This window comes from Corynebacterium urealyticum DSM 7109 (assembly GCF_000069945.1).
GTDB lineage: Bacteria > Actinomycetota > Actinomycetes > Mycobacteriales > Mycobacteriaceae > Corynebacterium > Corynebacterium urealyticum.
This window is the reverse complement of record NC_010545.1, coordinates 1969509-1982931: the sequence shown is the minus strand read 5'-3', so window position 1 is coordinate 1982931 and position 13423 is coordinate 1969509. Positions and strand designations below refer to the sequence as shown.

Here is a 13423-nt window from a genome sequence, read left to right as displayed (position 1 = left end):
TGTGACCCAGTGTGAGGCGTATCTTCACGTTTCCGGGGTCGGGGCTGGAAAGTGTCATGTCGGATGACATTCTGTGCCCCGGCGTGCTACGCTGTGAGACATCAAGCCCCAAAAGGCAAATAAGCTCTGGCCCCCAGCATGAAGCTGGGGGCTATCTTTCTATCTGCGTTAACGGGGAATCGTGGGTTAAACGACAAAATGTGTGTCTGACTCCGGCGTGTCGCGGGGTTAGATGTGGCCTTTTTGGATGCCGATTGAGTGTGTGTAGTCGGTGTCGATAGCGTTGTCGTAGAGGGCTGGTCGTCCGGTTTCGTGGTCGGCTTGGTTCTCGTTGTGGGTCAGGGTGGATACTTTGGCGAGTTGGTCCTGGCCCCAGTTGGACTGCCTGGCGATCTCAACGGGGTCGTCAGGCAGTTCCGTTTGCAGGTACAGCCACCAATCCAGCATCCGGCGTTGGTGTTCACCGGATCTGCCGCGGTGGGTGCGGGCAAGCAGTTTCAACTGGGCGTTGATGCCGCCTTCCAGGCTGTTGGTGGTGGATTTGATCCGGCTGACATCGAGGACACCGTCAGGTGGGTCGAGATAGACAAATAACAGCTGGTTGCGCCATAGGTGGTTGAGGCTGTTGTAGGCCTTGCGGGTGCGTTCATGCGTCCATGACCAGGTGCGTTGCCGTGTCGCTGGGTCGGTTGTGAACGTTTTCTGGTTCATCCAGTCGCGGTAGATAGTGCCGTATTCGTGCAGTTGTGCACCCCACTCGGCTGCCTCGTCAAGAGCGGTGATCTTCGTGAGGTTGAGCGCGAGCTGGTAAATCGCTCGTCCTGCATCGGTGCGGGGGCGTGAGGTGGTGTGCCGACGCACCACGCGTTGGGCGTGAACGAGGCAGCGCTGCACTTTCGTTGCAGGCCAGCATGTCTTGATTGCGCTGGCAGCGCCTTGGCCGCCGTCGATGACAGCGATCAGGGGCGCGGGGATACGTTCGAGGAGCCTTTGGTAGTCGCGGGTGGTCTCACGTGTGCACCAGTGCCAAGCGATGACGTGATCCAAGGTGGCGGCAACAATCAAGCATCCGCCGGCGGTGTAGGTGCCGTCAAGAAAGACCTGGTCGTAGACCCGGCCTTCGTGGCCGATCGTGGGATCGGGGACATCAACTAGCCAGAAGTGTTCAAACCGGCGTTGCAGGGTACGCGGATGACACCCTGCTTCGGCGGCAGCGGTTTCCAAGCTCGCACCGGTTGTGAGGTGGGTGATAAATGCTGCGAAGGCTGCGGAGTTGGTGATATCGGGGCGCTGCTTGGTGGTGGAAGCGCCGCAGATTTTGCACCGCCACCGGGTGCGGTTGGCGGAGGTCTTACCGTTGCGTTTCATCTCGCCGCCGCAGTGGCAGCGTGGTCTGTTCTTCGGCATTGATCAATGCCAACACCAGCTCCTACCACACGCTGCTGTCACACCCGGTATTTCGCCGCCCCGGGGCGGATATATGCTCTAGGAGCATATACTTTCCGGATTACCCCTGATCAACCCAAACAAATCGACGAATCCGGACACACATTTTGTCGTTTAACCCGGAATCGTTGAGGACTACCGGAATCCATTTTTGAATTCGGAACCATTCGCCTAAGTCATGGTCGATGGCCCGCAAGATCTCGACTGAGTCGCGGTGTACCTGGCTTAGGCTCTTGATGTCTTTAACTAGGGGTCGCCTATGGGTTGCGCGATTTCTCATATCCTTGATGCGCATCGCCTGACGTTGGAAATTGACGCGATCCGATGTGCCAAGCTTTGGCTCGAGGGCTTCTCTCCAGAGTCGAACGTGGGCGTTCTTTGACCCCGCATGTGGTCGGGGGAGCAAGTGTACCCACGTTCCAAATGAGAGGCCAGCTACGTAATCATGATGGGTGGGCTTCCCGCGAACTGTATCGGTGTGGGCAAGGCTCAAAATAGACCCTCTACTGGTGTTCACGAGTTTTGTTAATGGCGAGGCAGGCTGGGTCAGCCATTCATGCGTGCCAGCGACTGAGCTCTCGTTCCATTGAGAAAAGCTCTTGTCAATGAAGTTGCGTAGATAGACCTCTACCTCTCCTGTCGCGCGGTCGACCGCTGCTGCGAGATCGCCATTCCAGACGTAGAGCTGCATCGCCAGCAGTATCGCTTGGGTGTCACAAGCGCCATGTTGCTCTGCGATCCTGAGGTAGGTTTCCCTTCTCGCCACAGGTAGTGCTTCCCATATGCAGTGAGCCTGATGGCGCGATAAGTTCTTCCACGACGTAGACAAATTGGGTCGCTCCGTTCACTGAGTTGAAAACTAATGTATTTTAAGCCTCAGTTGTTCAGGGGCTCGTTCGTGAAATGTCCCGAGCTCGCCACAGAATTTCATTTCCGCCCACACATGCAAAAGCGCCCACCCCACAGCAGGGGAGCGGGCGCTGAGCCCCAAGAAGCCTAAAAGCCTAAAGCCTTCTACTTCTTGGCGCGCTCGATGGCGTCGGCCAGGATCTTCTCCGCGTCAGCAGCGGTGCCCCAGCCCTCGCCGCGGGCCTCCTTGCCCGGCTCGAGGTCCTTGTAGTGCACGAAGAAGTGCTCGATCTCGTCCTTCGTGAACTGGGAGATGTCGTCCACGTCCTGGTACTGGTCGAAGCGCGGGTCGTCGAGCACGCAGAGCAGCTTGTCGTCGCCACCGGCCTCGTCGGTCATCTTGAACACACCAACCGGGCGGGCCTTGACAACCACGCCTGGGAACAGCGGCTCCGGCAGGATGACCAGCGCGTCCAGCGGGTCGCCGTCCTCGCCGAGGGTGTTGTCGATGAAGCCGTAGTCAGCCGGGTACGCCATCGGGGTGAAGAGGTAGCGGTCCAGGTGAACCTTGCCGGTCTCCTCGTCGATCTCGTACTTGTTGCGGGAACCCTTCGGGATCTCGATGGTGACTTCGATGCTCTGAGCCATAACTCGCGCCATCCTTAAAATCGGTGTCTGTTTACAGCGCCTCGTGGCGCCTGACGTACATGCAGGCCCCATCCTAGTCGCAGGATAAGGTGGAACCTACTAACCACCGCCCCTGCCGCCCACACATTGTCAGGATTTAGATTTTGGAAGCTGAGAAGAAGTCCTCTTTCCGCCGCTGGCTCCTCGCGGTGGTGGCGTTCCTCGCGGTCGCCGCCGCCATCATCGCTGGCACGGTGGTTCTTTCCCAGCGTCCCCATTACGACGTCGCCCCCGCAGCGCTTCCCCGTCCTGACGAACCAGTGATGGTTGAGGCCAGCCCGCCTGCCACCCCGGTGGACTTGACCGAGGTGAAGAAGGCGGCGAAGGACCGGCAGCTGGGGCGCCTATCCGCGGAGATCACCGACCTGGAAACCGGCGAGGTGATCTACGCCAACAATGAGGGCAAGCACCTGGTGCCGGCCTCCTCGACGAAGGTGTACACCACCGCCGCGGCCCTGCTGGCGAAGGGCCCGCAAGACCGGCTGGCGACCTCCGTGGTCAAGGGCGGCCCGGGCGAGTTGATCCTCGTGGGCGAGGGGGATATCACCCTCGCCCGCAAGCCTGGCTCCGGCTTCTTTACGGATGCCCCGGCCATCAGCGATCTGGCGGATCAGGTTCGCCGAGCGTTGCCGGCCGAGGAGCTGAAGAAGATCACCAAGATCACGGTGGATAACTCCATGCGGGAGAAGTCCACCTTCCACAAGAGTTGGGACCTGGTGGAGATCGGGATGGGCAACGTGACCTTCCTGGACTCCGTGATGATCGACGCCGGCCGCATCATCCCCACGGAAAATTACTCCGCCCGCAGCAACACCCCAGCCCGGGACGTGGCCCAGGCGCTCGCCGAGGACATGGGGCTGGGGGAGAAGCTCAAGTCCAAGAAACTGAAGCTCGAGGTTTCCGATGATCCCGTGGGGCCGGCCCATCCAACCGCTGAGGAAGCGTTGGGGCAGGTGCTCTCCGCGCCACTGAGTACCCGACTGCGGGACATGATGCTGCACTCGGACAACATGCTCGCAGAGGCCGTCGGCCGTGAGGTGGCGATCAGCCAGGACCTGCCGGGCACCTTCAAGGGCGCGACCGAGGGCGTGCTCAAGGTGCTGAAGGACAACGGCGTGGACACCGAAGGTGCGGTGCTGCACGACACCTCCGGCATGAGCGAGGACAACCGCCTGAGCGCCCACAACCTGAACTCCGCGCTGGGCAGCAAGAAGCTGCACGCCCTGCAGCAGGACCTGCCGGTCGCCGGTGCGGAGGGCGCGCTGCGCAACCGTTACCTGGCGGGCAGCGGGGCCGAGGACGCAGCCGGGTGGGTGCGCGCGAAAACCGGCTTCCTCGACGGGGTCAATGCCCTGGCCGGCACGGTGGTCACCAAGTCCGGCCGCCCGTTGAGTTTCGCTTTCCTGTCCAATACTCCCGCCGACGTCGGCGACGGGCGCGAAGCCCTCGACCGGCTGGCCGCCGCCGTGTATCGGCTCTAGTTTTCTCGGCAACGGCCACGCAGGGTGACTGGGGCCAGGCCCTGGGGAGGAGGAACACCGTGAGCACCGCAGCGGACTTCCGCGCCTGGCTCGCTGGGCTGCGCACAACGCATCCGGAGCACGCCGCGCAGTTGGCCGAGGGGCCGGTCTACCTGGGGGTTTCCGGGGGTGCGGACTCCCTCGCGCTGGCCTATACCGCCGCCGGGATCGCCAAGAAAGACCTGCCGGGGGCGAGCTTCCGCGCCTTGGTGGTGGATCACCAGCTGCAGGAAGGTTCCGCCGAGGTCGCCGCCACCGCGGCGCAGAACTGTGAGGAGATCGGCATCCCGGCCCAGGTCCTCACCATCGATGTCCCCGGCGGGCCGGGTGCAGATGAGGCCGCCGCCCGCGAGGCCCGCTACCGCGCGCTCGGGGCCGCGGCTGCGGGGCGGCCACTGTTGGTGGCGCACACCGCCTCCGATGACGCGGAAGGGTTGTTGCTGGGCCTGGCCCGTGGTTCCGGGACGGGTGCGCTGGCCGGGCTGCGCCCCATCACGACGGCCACCCACCAGCGCTCGGATAATGGCGAGCAACAGGCCGGCAACGAGCACCCGGCCATTGCTGCGGGGGCCGGGTGGCTCGGCCGCCCCTTGCTGGACAGCACGCGAGAGGACACCGAGGCCACGTGCCACCGCGCCGGGCTGAGCTTTTGGTCTGACCCGCACAATGCCAGCCCCCGCTTTCGCCGATCGCGGGTCCGTCAGGAGCTGCTGCCCCTGCTGGAGGAGATCCTCGGCCCCGGCGTGGCCGACTCCCTCACCCGCACCGCCCGGCTGCTGCGCGAGGATTCCGACTACCTGGAGGCCGCCGCCCACGCGGAATACACCCGGCTTATCGCCGAAGCCGGCAGCCACGGGCACGCCGAGGGTCACGAGCAAGCCGACAACCGTGAGCACGCCGGGGATCGTCCGCACGCCACCGCCGAGCTGGCCTGCGCCCCACTCGCCGAGCTGTCCGACGCCCTCCGGCGCCGCGTGATCCGCCATTGGCTCGCGGGAAAAACCGGGCCGTTGACCTACTCCCACTTGAGCCGCATCGACGCCCTCGTCACGGATTGGGCCGGGCAAGGCGGCGTGTCCGTCCCGTGGCATACAATGAACGGTTATGAGGCTTTAGGCAGAGGCCGCGCCCACCCGCCGAGCCCGCCACCAGCGGAGGTGTCGCCCACCGGGCAACACCGCACCCGGCTGGTGGTGGCGCGGCGCGGCGGCGTCCTGCGCCTCGTGGCGGAAGAATCACACAAGCACCCAAAGGATCGACGAGCACATGACTGATCAGAACTCGACTTGGACCAAGAAGAGCACCGACATCCCGGCCCACCCCTACGGTGACGACCTGGAAGCCGTCCTGATCGACCAGGACACCCTCCACTCCCGCATCCGCGAACTCGCTGCCGCCATCGACGAGCGCTACCGCGACGCCCCGGAGGACCTCATCCTCGTCTGCGTGCTCAAGGGTGCGGTCTTCTTCATCACCGACTTCGCCCGCGAGCTGGAGATCCCGAACCAGCTGGAGTTCATGGCCGTCAGCTCCTACGGCAACTCCACCAGCTCCTCCGGCGTCGTCCGCATCATGAAGGACCTGGACCGCGACATCGAGGGCCGCGACGTCCTGATCGTCGAGGACATCATCGACTCCGGCCTGACCCTGTCCTGGCTGATGAAGAACCTCACCAACCGCAAGCCGCGCTCCTTGTCCGTCGTGACACTCTTCCGCAAGCCAGAGGCCGTCAAGGTCGAGATCGAGGACCTCATTGAGGTCGGATTCGACATTCCGAACGAGTTCGTGGTGGGCTATGGCCTGGACTTCGCCGAACGCTACCGCGACCTGCCATTCGTCGGCACCCTGAAGCCGGAAGTGTACGAATAGAGCGTTCACGCACCTTCAGCCAGCGCCCGGACGTCCGCGAGTAGCGCTGGCGAAACAATGCGCGGGCACAACTAACTGATGGGAAATATGGACAAGAACAAGGTCCTGAGGATCGCGGGGATTGTCGCCGCCGCCCTCATCGCTATTTACGCTTTTGGCGTGCTCACGGACAGCGACCGTGGTTTCGACAAGGTCGATACCTCCATCGCGATCAAGGAGCTCGACGCCAAGAACGTCAAGGAAGCCGAGATCAAGGACCGCGAACAGACGGTCCAGCTGAAGCTGAAGAAGCCCATCGAGGTCGAGGGCAAGGATGGGATCGAGCAGATCACCACCCAGTACCCGGCCCGAGCCAGCCAGCAGATCTTCGATGCGGTGAAGGGCTCCGAGGCGGAGAAGTTCGACACTCACGTCTCGCAGGACTCCTTCATCGGCGGGCTGCTGATGATGCTCCTGCCGATGCTGCTGATCTTCGGCCTGCTGTTCTTCATGCTCACCCGCATGCAGGGCGGCGGGGGCATGGGCCCCTTCGGCTTCGGCAAGTCCCGCGCCAAGGACCTGCAGAAGGACAACCCGGATACCCGCTTCGACGACGTCGCCGGTGCGGACGAGGCCGTCGAGGAGCTCGACGAGATCCGGGACTTCCTCTCCAACCCAGGGAAGTACGAGAAGCTCGGCGCGAAGATCCCGCGCGGCGTGCTGCTCTACGGCCCGCCCGGCACAGGTAAGACGCTGCTGGCCCGCGCGGTGGCCGGTGAGTCCGGGGTGCCGTTCTACAGCATCTCCGGCTCCGACTTCGTGGAAATGTTCGTCGGTGTCGGTGCCTCCCGCGTGCGCGACCTGTTCAAGCAGGCCAAGGAAAACGCGCCCTGCATCATCTTCGTCGACGAGATCGACGCCGTCGGCCGCCAGCGTGGCGCCGGCATGGGCGGTGGCCACGACGAGCGCGAGCAGACCCTGAACCAGCTGCTCGTGGAGATGGATGGCTTCAACGGCCGCGAGGGCGTGATCCTCATGGCCGCGACGAACCGCCCGGACGTGCTCGACCCAGCACTCCTGCGCCCGGGCCGCTTCGACCGCCAGATCCCGGTGACCAACCCGGACCTGGTGGGCCGCGAGCAGATCCTGCGAGTCCACGCTGAGGGCAAGCCGCTGGCACCGGACGTCGACCTGGCCTCCCTGGCCAAGCGCACCGCTGGCATGTCCGGCGCGGACCTGGAGAATGTTCTCAACGAGGCCGCGCTGCTGACCGCCCGTGTGGACGGCAACGTCATCACCGGGGATGCCCTGGAAGAAGCCACCGACCGCGTCGTGGGTGGCCCGCGCCGCACTTCGAAGATCATCTCCGAGCATGAGAAGAAGGTCACCGCCTACCACGAGGGCGGCCACACGCTGGCGGCCTGGGCGATGAAGGACATCGAGCGGGTCTACAAGGTCACCATCCTGGCCCGTGGGCGAACCGGCGGACACGCGATGACCGCCGCGGAAGACGACAAGGGCATGTACAACCGCTCCGAGCTCTTTGCTCGCCTCGTCTTCGCGATGGGTGGCCGTGCCGCCGAGGAGCTGGTCTTCGGTAACCCGACCACCGGTGCGAGCGCGGATATCGAGATGGCCACGAAGATCGCCAAGGCCATGGTCGTCGAGTACGGCATGAGCCCGCGCGTGGGTGCCGTGAAGTTCGGCGAGGAGCAGGGCGACCCCTTCGTCGGCCGCGGCGGCGGTGGCCAGTTCCACCCTTCCGAGAAGGTCGCTGCGCTGGTGGACGAGGACGTCCGCATGCTCATGGACAAGGCCCAGAACATTGCCTACGAGGTGCTGCGTGAGCACCGGGAGTACCTGGACACGCTGGCGGAGAAGCTGCTCGAGAAGGAGACGCTGCGCCGCCCGGACTTGGAGGCCATTTTCGATGGCATCACCCCGCGCGAGGTCTCCGAGATCTTCCCGGGCCAGGATCTGGACCGTCCGAAGGACTACCGCGAGCCGGTGAAGACCCCGGTCGAGCTGGCAAAGGAGCGCGGCGAGGAGCCGCCGAAGCGCAAGGATTACTTCTCCGCTGCCCGCCGTGCGCGCATCGAAAAGCGCAAGCAGGAACAGCAGGAGCAGGTCAAGCAGCTGGAGCGTGAGCAGGAGGCCAACCAGGAGCCGCAGCGCGGTTTCGAGCTGCCGGAGCACGAGCGCCCGGATAACCCGTGGACCTCGGACGACGCCCCGACCACTCAGATCCGTCCGGTCACCGAGGCAGGGGAGCGGGTCTCGGAGTCCCCGGCCGCCGGCGAGCCGGCACCGCATGTATCTGGCCCGGATGCGGAGGATCCAGAACGTTCGGCGCCGCAGAACCCAGCGTCCGGCAACCCAACGCAAAACACCCCAGCGTCGGGCAACCAAGCGTCGGATAACCCAGCGCCAAATAACCCAGCGTCGGGCAACCCAACGCCCGAGCCCTACACGGGCGGGCGCCACGCCCGCCGCGACCCCGCTCAGCACCCAGGGACCAGCGCCTACGGCGACGGAACTGACCGGGGCGAGCCGGGTGGACGTCATCACTCCGGCCCGGAGGGGAACAACCCCACCGACGAAGAGAAGAACTAAGGAAGGCGGCGAACACCGACATGGCTGATTCGACAAAGCCTGATTCGACCACGTCTGAGTCGACGAGGCACTTCGACCGCGAGCGCGCCGAAGCCGCCGTCCGCGAGCTGCTCATCGCCGTGGGGGAGGACCCCGACCGCGAAGGGCTGGCCGATACCCCGGCCCGTGTGGCGCGCGCCTACGAGGAGGTCTTCTCCGGCCTCGGCACCGACCCCACCGAGGTGCTCAACACCACCTTCAACGAGGACCACCGGGAGCTCGTGCTGGTCAAGGACATCCCGTTCTACTCCACCTGCGAGCACCACCTCGTGCCCTTCTTCGGCCACGCCCACATCGGCTACATCCCGGGGCGTTCCGGGAAGGTCACCGGGCTGTCCAAGCTGGCCCGCCTGGTGGAGGGCTTCGCCCGCCGCCCGCAGGTCCAGGAGCGCCTGACCACCTCCATCGCCGACGCGCTGATGGAACGGCTGGACGCCTCCGCGGTGATCGTCGTTATCGAGGCCGAGCACCTGTGCATGGCGATGCGTGGGGTGCGCAAGCCGGGCGCGAACACCGTGACCTCCGCCGTGCGCGGCGGCTTCCAGAACAACGCCGCCACCCGCGCCGAGGCCATGGCGCTGATCCGCGGGAACTAGAACCCCAGCACTAGCGCCCGGGCCAAGCGCACCAACAGCGAACCCTGCGGGAACCAACCCTAGAAAGACTTGATGATGCAGCCTGCACAGTCTGCTCAGCCTGACCAGCCGACCACGCCGGAGAAGAGCACCCAGCAGAACCAGTCGGCCACCCCGCCGCGCACCAAGGTGATGGGGATCCTCAACGTCACGGAAGACTCCTTCTCCGACGGGGGCTCCAACCCGGACACCGCCACCGCCGTGCGCCATGCCCAGCAGATGGTTGACGCGGGCGCGGACATTATCGACGTCGGCGGCGAATCCACCCGCCCCGGCGCCCAGCGCGTTGACCCGGAAATCGAACGCGGGCGCGTGACCCCCGTGATCGCGGAGCTCTCCGCGCTGGGTATCACCACGAGCGTGGACACCATGCGCGCCGCCACCGCACTCGCCGCTGCGGAGGCCGGGGTGGACATCCTCAACGACGTCTCCGGTGGCCTCGCGGACAAGGACATGCTCCCCGTCGCCGCCGAGACCGGCCTGCCGATCTGCCTCATGCACTGGCTGACCGACCGCTTCGAAGGCGCGGAAGGCTACGCGGATCAGAGCGCGGGCACCGGCGTGGATGTGGTCACCGCCGTCCGCGACTGGCTGCTGCGCCGAGTGGACGCAGCACTCGCCGCCGGGGTGAAAGAGGAGAACATCATCCTGGATCCCGGCATCGGGTTTGCGAAGTCCCCGGCGGATAACTGGCAGCTCCTGGGGGCGATGGGCCAGCTCAACGAGCTGGGTTTCCCCGTGCTGATCGGCGCCAGCCGTAAGCGTTTCCTCACCGCCCTGCGCCCTGCCAGCGACGGCCTCCCTGGCTCCCCGGAGACGGCGGACGACGCCACCGCGGCGGTCTCCGCGCTGGCAGCCCAGGCGGGCTCCTGGGCGGTGCGGGTGAACAACGTGGCCCCCTCCCGGGCCGCGGTGGACGTGGCTTATTACTCCCGCCTGGGCGACGGCCCGGCGGTGGCAGAAGGGTGGCGAGCGCGCCGTGGCTGATCGCATCGAACTCATGGGCCTGAAGGCCTATGGCTACCACGGGGTCCACGACTTCGAGAAGGACGAGGGCCAGAACTTCGAGGTGGACATCGTCGTCTGGACGGACTTCGCCGCCTCCGCGGCCTCGGATGACCTCGCCGACACGATCTCCTACGTGGACCTGGCAGACATCGCCGTGGCCGTGGTGGAGCAGGAGCGCTTCGACCTGATCGAAACACTCGCCGCCACCATCGCTGACCGGATCATCGCCCTCGGCGGGGCACATGCTGCGGAGGTCACCGTGCACAAACCACAGGCCCCGATCCCGCACCACTTCAGCGACGTGCGGGTGGTTGCCCGCCGCAACCTCAAGCAGCAACGAGGCAGGTAAGACCGTGGCGAGCAACACCGCCGGCTGGCGGGTGGCCATCGGGCTGGGCAGTAATATGCCCGGCGACCAGGGCAGCCCGGAAGCCATGATCCGCGCGGCCGCCAGCGCCGTGCTCGATCTGCCCGGCACCCAGCTGCTGGCAGCCTCCCAGGTCTACGCCACCCCGCCGTGGGGCGTGGTCACCCAGGAAGAATTCCGCAACGCCGTGATTCTCGTGGCCACCGAACTAGAGCCCCTCGATCTGCTGCACGCTTGCCAGCACATCGAGAACGAAGGCGGTCGGGTGCGCCTCCAGCACTGGGGGCCGCGCACCGTGGACCTCGACCTGCTGGCCGCCTACGACGCCGCCACCGGCGAGCCGGTGATCTCCGGTGGGTGCTGGGGCGAGGAGCTGATCCTGCCGCACCCGTACACCACCGCCCGGGGATTCGTGCTCGTGCCCTGGGCAGAGATCGCCCCGGAGGACCCGCTGCCGCGCGTGCCCGGCTCCCCGGCAGGGCCGGCCGCAACCGCCACGGTCGGTGAGTGGCTGGCCCAGCTGCCCGAAGAGGACACCGCAGGCATCACCCAGCTCGGGGCGCTGCTGACCAGTCCAGCCACGCCCGGGGAGGCTGGGGTTGACGTCCTAAAAACGACAGCAACGAGCCCAGGGACCGCGACGAGCCCTGGGTAGACTGAAAAACATGAAGAAGATGAAGCAGGTCGCGCCCACGGCGCTGGTGATCGCAGCAGTGATCGCCGCCGCGTTCGCGTGGGTGACCGCACTCGGCTTCTACGCCCACTTCCCGCGCATCGAACTGGCGACCGGCAGCGTGCTGTGGATCGCCGCGATCATCTGCGGGGTGCAGGGCTTTATCATGCGCAAGAAGCTGCAGGACAACGCCATCGGCCTGGACCGCAGCCAGGTCAACCCCATGACGGTCGCGTTCAGTGGCGTGCTCGGCCAGGCCGTCGCGTGGATCGGCGCGATCTTCGCCGGAGCCTACGGCGGGATGGTCATATTCCTGGTCTTCAACGCCGGACACCTCGTCGTCGCGCAGGAGGACACCCCGGGCGCGATTGTCGGGATGCTCGGCGGGGCACTGGCCGCGGTGGCGGGCAAATGGCTGGAACAGAACTGCCTCACACCACCGGAAGATGGCGGGGTGCCCGGTGAATAACAACGTCAACAGGTAAGGTGACCAGCATGAGCAATCGGGAGAACTGGAGCCAGAACGCCGCTGCGGGCGGCGCCGAGCAGACGGACGGGCAGAACAGCGGGCCGCGCGTACTGATGGTGCTGCTCGTGGTGCTGGCGCTGATCGCCAGCATCCTGATGCTGTTCCTGGATTCCGACCTGTGGCTGAAGATCGCGGTCATCGCCGCGCTGTGGGCCGCGTTCCTGGGCATCGTGCTGGTCTCCAAGTACTCCAGCGCGCTGCGCGCCGAGCAGAAGCGCGTGAACACCCTGGAGCGTGCTCACCGTGCGGAGATGGAGCGCGAGGTCGCGGGCCACCAGCAGCGCGAGGCGGCGCTGAAGGAGAACTACACCCGCCAGCTGCGCAACCAGCGCGATGAGCACCTGGAGCAGCTGCGCCACGAGCTGATCTCCCTGCGGGCGCAGCTCGCGGAGATGTCCGGCGAGGAGCTGGACGACGAGCAGACCGCCGTGCGCGCCCGCGCCGAGCGCATCATCGAGCTGGACCGGGGTGGGTCGCAGCCGGCCGACCGCCGCTACCAGACCGGTACGTCCGGGCAGGCTGAGTGGAAGCAGCCGCAGGCTGGGCAGACCAAGAAGAGCGCGGCGCGCAGCAGCCAGCCGGGTGCGTCCGCCCGCGCCGCCTCCTCCGCGGGTTCCCCGACGCTTGGCCACCACAGCGAGCCGAGCTCCGACCGCCGCGCCTCTGCCTTCTCCACCGGCAGCTTCGCCGCCGTGAAGTGGACCGGGGACAACACCGAGGAGACCACGCAGATCCCGATCGTCGTGGACTCCAGCTCCTCCAGCAGCGCCCAGTCCAGCACCCAGTCGGGTGCCTCCGGCGCGCAGGCTGCAGCCAACCGCGGATCCGAGGCCGCCGAGCCGAAGGCAGCGGGCCGTGGCCAGCACGAGCAGCGCGAGGCCGCGCAGGCTCCCCAGCAGGAGCGCGCAGCCCAGCCCGCCCCGCGCACCGAGCCGGCGTTCCGCGCCTACGAGCCGAGCCAGGCCGCTGCCGAGCAGGCTACGACCGAGCAGGCCAGCGGATCGGCACAGAAGCAGGCTGCGCCGCAGGCTGAGCAGCAGCGCGAGCAGGCCGCCAAGCCAGCTGCCGATGAGAAGCGTGGCGCCCACGAATACCGCGCCGGCCGTCGCCGCGCGGACGAGAACTCCGAGGGCCTGACGGTCGCAGAGCTCATGAAGCGCTTCCAGCAGAACGACAAGAAGTAGCTCGAACCGCGACCTAAAGATCTCG

13 protein-coding genes are annotated in these 13423 nt (G+C 66.0%); 10 read left to right on the top strand and 3 right to left on the bottom strand.

Translation table 11 applies throughout. The features are described from left to right. Positions 1-228: 228 nt before the first annotated feature. The 3 genes from CU_RS08565 to CU_RS08555 form a co-directional block, all read right to left on the bottom strand. Positions 229-1407 carry an IS256-like element ISCur2 family transposase gene (locus tag CU_RS08565; RefSeq protein ID WP_012360943.1) on the bottom strand — a complete coding sequence of 393 codons (1179 nt, stop codon included), beginning with the start codon at positions 1405-1407 and terminating at the stop codon, positions 229-231. Positions 1408-1507: 100 nt separating this feature from the next. Continuing rightward, complete coding sequence (locus CU_RS08560) at positions 1508-2137, bottom strand: hypothetical protein (protein ID WP_231837653.1); 630 nt, start codon at positions 2135-2137, stop codon at positions 1508-1510. A gap of 323 nt (positions 2138-2460) precedes the next feature. Then, complete coding sequence (locus CU_RS08555; protein WP_012360941.1) at positions 2461-2943, bottom strand: inorganic diphosphatase; 483 nt, start codon at positions 2941-2943, stop codon at positions 2461-2463. A gap of 143 nt (positions 2944-3086) precedes the next feature. Between CU_RS08555 and dacB the strand changes: the two genes are divergently transcribed. The 10 genes from dacB (at position 3087) to CU_RS08505 (ending at position 13398) form a co-directional block, all read left to right on the top strand. Further along, positions 3087-4463 (top strand): D-alanyl-D-alanine carboxypeptidase/D-alanyl-D-alanine endopeptidase, encoded by a 1377-nt coding sequence (dacB, locus tag CU_RS10500; RefSeq protein ID WP_012360940.1) that lies wholly within the window; start codon positions 3087-3089, stop codon positions 4461-4463. Between the two features lie 59 nt (positions 4464-4522). Beyond that, positions 4523-5776 carry a tRNA lysidine(34) synthetase TilS gene (gene tilS / locus CU_RS08545; RefSeq protein WP_187289720.1) on the top strand — a complete coding sequence of 418 codons (1254 nt, stop codon included), beginning with the start codon at positions 4523-4525 and terminating at the stop codon, positions 5774-5776. Then, complete coding sequence (gene hpt / locus CU_RS08540) at positions 5769-6371, top strand: hypoxanthine phosphoribosyltransferase (RefSeq protein ID WP_012360938.1); 603 nt, start codon at positions 5769-5771, stop codon at positions 6369-6371. The genes tilS and hpt overlap by 8 nt, the downstream gene beginning before the upstream one ends. A gap of 87 nt (positions 6372-6458) precedes the next feature. Continuing rightward, positions 6459-8963, top strand: a complete 2505-nt coding sequence (ftsH, locus tag CU_RS08535) for an ATP-dependent zinc metalloprotease FtsH (protein ID WP_231837652.1) — start codon at positions 6459-6461, stop codon at positions 8961-8963. Between the two features lie 20 nt (positions 8964-8983). Then, positions 8984-9598 (top strand): GTP cyclohydrolase I FolE, encoded by a 615-nt coding sequence (gene folE, locus CU_RS08530; protein WP_012360936.1) that lies wholly within the window; start codon positions 8984-8986, stop codon positions 9596-9598. A 171-nt stretch (positions 9599-9769) separates the two neighbouring features. After that, complete coding sequence (gene folP, locus CU_RS08525) at positions 9770-10624, top strand: dihydropteroate synthase (RefSeq protein ID WP_173362367.1); 855 nt, start codon at positions 9770-9772, stop codon at positions 10622-10624. Further along, positions 10617-10994 carry a dihydroneopterin aldolase gene (gene folB, locus CU_RS08520; RefSeq protein WP_012360934.1) on the top strand — a complete coding sequence of 126 codons (378 nt, stop codon included), beginning with the start codon at positions 10617-10619 and terminating at the stop codon, positions 10992-10994. Before folP ends, folB begins: the two co-directional genes overlap by 8 nt. 4 nt (positions 10995-10998) lie before the next feature. Beyond that, complete coding sequence (gene folK, locus CU_RS08515) at positions 10999-11667, top strand: 2-amino-4-hydroxy-6-hydroxymethyldihydropteridine diphosphokinase (RefSeq protein WP_012360933.1); 669 nt, start codon at positions 10999-11001, stop codon at positions 11665-11667. A 10-nt stretch (positions 11668-11677) separates the two neighbouring features. Continuing rightward, a complete protein-coding gene (locus tag CU_RS08510) occupies positions 11678-12154 on the top strand; it encodes a DUF3180 domain-containing protein (RefSeq protein WP_012360932.1) in 477 nt (158 codons plus the stop codon). 26 nt (positions 12155-12180) lie between these two features. Then, positions 12181-13398, top strand: a complete 1218-nt coding sequence (locus tag CU_RS08505) for a DUF6779 domain-containing protein (protein ID WP_012360931.1) — start codon at positions 12181-12183, stop codon at positions 13396-13398. The last annotated feature ends 25 nt before the right edge of the window (positions 13399-13423 follow it).